At 45.8% G+C, this 2,659-nt stretch carries 2 protein-coding genes; one reads left to right on the forward strand and one right to left on the reverse strand.

Going from position 1 to position 2,659, the window contains the following annotated elements:
• On the reverse strand, positions 1–1,115 hold a 1,115-nt coding region (gene glnA, locus A3738_RS11200; RefSeq protein ID WP_068763599.1), incomplete at its 3' end, for a type I glutamate--ammonia ligase.
• Positions 1,116–1,609: 494 nt separating this feature from the next.
• Here glnA and A3738_RS11205 point away from each other — a divergent pair.
• Positions 1,610–2,659, forward strand: a 1,050-nt coding sequence (locus tag A3738_RS11205) for a GTP-binding protein (RefSeq protein WP_197473821.1), incomplete at its 3' end; no start/stop codon positions are given.

Raw genomic sequence — 2,659 nt, forward strand, 5'->3', positions numbered from 1 at the left:
GAGAACGCCAAGTATGGGTTTGCAGATGGGTCAGGGAAACGAGCTTCCATACGACGCGCTTTTGGCGAGTTAACGAATGGAATACGGATAGAAGCTGAACGGTTACGTGCAGAGTATGCAAGCATAACTGGAGCTTCGAAACCTGGAACCAAACGCTTATAAGAGTTTGTAGAAGCGTTAGTGAATGCGTTGATCGCGCGAGCATGCTTGATGATACCGCCGATGTAGTACAAACACTCGTCTGAAAGACCTGCGTAGCCGTCACCAGCGAAGATGTTGTTGCCATCTTTTGCTAGAGACATGTGTACGTGCATACCAGAACCGTTGTCACCTACAAGAGGCTTAGGCATGAATGTCGCAGTCTTGCCGTAAGCGTGTGCAACGTTGTGTACACAGTACTTAAGAATTTGAACTTCGTCGGCTTTGTTTACAAGTGTGTTCGCACCAACGCCGATTTCACACTGACCAGCAGTACCTACTTCGTGGTGGTGTACTTCGATCACTAGTCCCATTGCTTCCATTGCAGCACACATTGCGCCACGAAGATCGTGCAAAGAGTCAACTGGTGGTACTGGGAAGTAACCGCCTTTAACGCCAGGACGGTGACCAGTGTTGCCGCCTTCGATGCTTGCGTCGCTAGACCATGCAGCTTCTTCAGAGTTGATTTGGTACATCGCACCGCTGATGTCAGCTTTCCACTTAACATCGTCAAATACGAAGAACTCTGGCTCTGGACCAAACAATGCGCTGTCTGCGATGCCAGTAGACTTCAAGTATTCTTCTGCGCGCTTAGCAACAGAGCGTGGGTCACGCTCGTAGCCTTGCATAGTTGCAGGCTCAACGATGTCACAACGCAAGATAAGAGTGGTTTCTTCAGTGAAAGGATCAAGAACTGAAGTAGAGTCGTCAGGCATAAGGATCATGTCTGATTCGTTGATGCCTTTCCAGCCAGCGATAGATGAACCGTCAAACATTTTGCCTTCTTCGAAGAAGTCTTCGTCAACTTCAGATGAAGGGATGCTTACGTGCTGCTCTTTACCACGTGTGTCTGTGAAGCGAAGGTCTACCCACGTTACTTCATTTTCTTGGATCAGGCCCAGAGTTTTCTCTGACATTATATTTACTCCATTTAACGGATGTTTTCGAACACCAAAGAGGTCGTTCTTGTATTTCGGTCTGCGACGATTGTTATCACCTTTGCAGATGTTTGTTGTCGCAAACTGTTGTTTTATTGACGCAATAAGCGTTCTTTGGGGCTTATTTCGTACTCGCGCCTATAAAATTGGCAGCAGCGTAACACGCTAGGCAACCTATTTATAGGGTTTCACGGGGTGTGCCCGCTTTTGGTTCACTAGATATGCAAGCATCTTGCCAAAAGTTAAGAGGCTCTATTTTTTGAGTATAAACAACGAATTAGGAATTTCTTGGAATTTTACAAAGGTTTTTATTGCGCCTTAATGGTGCGCATGGCTTCTTGCAGGGTCAATTTGGTGCATTCGTTGTTTTGGGTAGGATTGCAAATAAATGTACATTTGATGTCCATCTTCATTTGCTTGCTGTATACTCCGCGTCCGATTTTTTAACCCTCAAATTTTTGGGAATTGCTGTTGTGATTGAGAACCTTAGAAATATCGCCATTATCGCGCACGTTGACCATGGTAAGACTACCCTGGTTGATGGCTTGTTAGGTCAGTCCGGTACCTTAGATCGTAAAGATGAAGGTGCTGAGCGAATTATGGACTCGAACGATCAAGAGAAGGAGCGTGGCATTACCATTCTTGCTAAGAACACAGCAATTACATGGAATGATTACCGTATTAATATTGTGGACACTCCTGGGCACGCCGACTTCGGTGGTGAGGTAGAGCGTGTTCTTTCTATGGTTGATTCTGTACTACTTCTTGTTGATGCAGTAGACGGACCGATGCCACAGACGCGTTTTGTAACGTCAAAGGCGTTTGAGAAAGGTTTGAACCCGATTGTTGTTATCAACAAGATTGACCGTCCGGGTGCGCGTCCTGATTGGGTAATGGATCAGGTGTTCGACTTGTTTGATCGACTCGGTGCAACCGATGAGCAGTTAGACTTCCCTGTGATTTATGCGTCTGCATTGAATGGTATTGCGGGAGATGATCCGGAAGAAATGGCAGAAGACATGACGCCATTGTTTCAAATGATCGTTGATCAAGTTCCAGCGCCAAAAGTTGACCCTGAGGGTTCTTTCCAAATGCAAATCTCTGCATTGGATTATGATTCATATGTAGGTGTTATTGGTATTGGACGCATCACGCGCGGAACGCTGTCGCCTAATCAGCAAGTTATTGTTAAGCAAGCAGATGGCAACGAGCGTAAAGGTAAGGTTCTTAACGTGAAGGGTTATCATGGTCTTGATCGTGTGGATACTGATTTGGCGAGTGCGGGCGATATTGTGTGTATTAATGGTATCGACGGATTAAGCATTTCAGATACTTTATGTGATCCAGCAAATGTTGAAGCATTGCCGGCGCTAAGTGTTGATGAGCCAACAGTAAGCATGACCTTCCAAGTAAACGATTCGCCGTTTGCTGGTCTCGAAGGCAAGTTCGTAACTTCACGAAATATCAAAGATCGTTTAGATCAAGAGCTTATCCATAATGTAGCATTGCGTGTTGAGCAGGGC

The sequence above is a fragment of the Oleiphilus sp. HI0066 genome (genome assembly GCF_001635725.1).